Source organism: Bifidobacterium jacchi (assembly GCF_009078285.1).
Lineage (GTDB): Bacteria > Actinomycetota > Actinomycetes > Actinomycetales > Bifidobacteriaceae > Bifidobacterium > Bifidobacterium jacchi.
In genome coordinates this window covers 1-531 of record NZ_RQSP01000119.1, presented here as the reverse complement: position 1 = coordinate 531, position 531 = coordinate 1, and the positions used below count along the sequence as shown (strand labels likewise).

At 55.4% G+C, this 531-nt stretch carries 1 protein-coding gene; it reads left to right on the top strand.

Annotated elements, in window-relative coordinates; translation table 11 throughout:
• On the top strand, positions 1-239 hold a 239-nt coding region (locus EHS19_RS11160; protein ID WP_206666372.1), incomplete at its 5' end, for a hypothetical protein.
• Positions 240-531: the final 292 nt, after the last annotated feature.

Sequence of the window (531 nt, the reverse complement as noted above, 5' to 3'; positions counted from 1 at the left end):
ATGCCACGGTCTGTCACGCGACGCGATTTTCGGTGTTTTTGGCGTCGCGTGACAGTCCGACTTGTCACGCGACGACATTTTGCCCGGTTTTCACGTCTCGTGGCACGCGTATCAGCTGTGAACCGGCTTCAGCCTGGTTCGAACCATTGGAATTCCGCCATTTTGTGATTATGGCCAGTGACGACGGAATGCCATGTCTGTCACGCGACGCGATTTTCGGTGTTTTTGGCGTCGCGTGACAGTCCGGCTTGTCACGCGACGACTTTTTGCCCGGTTTTCACGTCTCGTGGCACGCGAACCAGCTGCGAACCGGCTTCAGCCTGATCCAAATCATTGGAATTCCGCCATTTTATGATTATGGCCCATGACGACGGAATGCCATGTCTGTCACGCGACGCGATTTTCGGCGATTTTGGCGTCGCGTGACAGTCCGACTTGTCACGCGACGACATTTTGCCCGGTTTTCACGTCTCGTGACACGCGTACCAGCTGCGAACCAGCTTCAGCCTGGTCCAAACCATTGGAATTCCG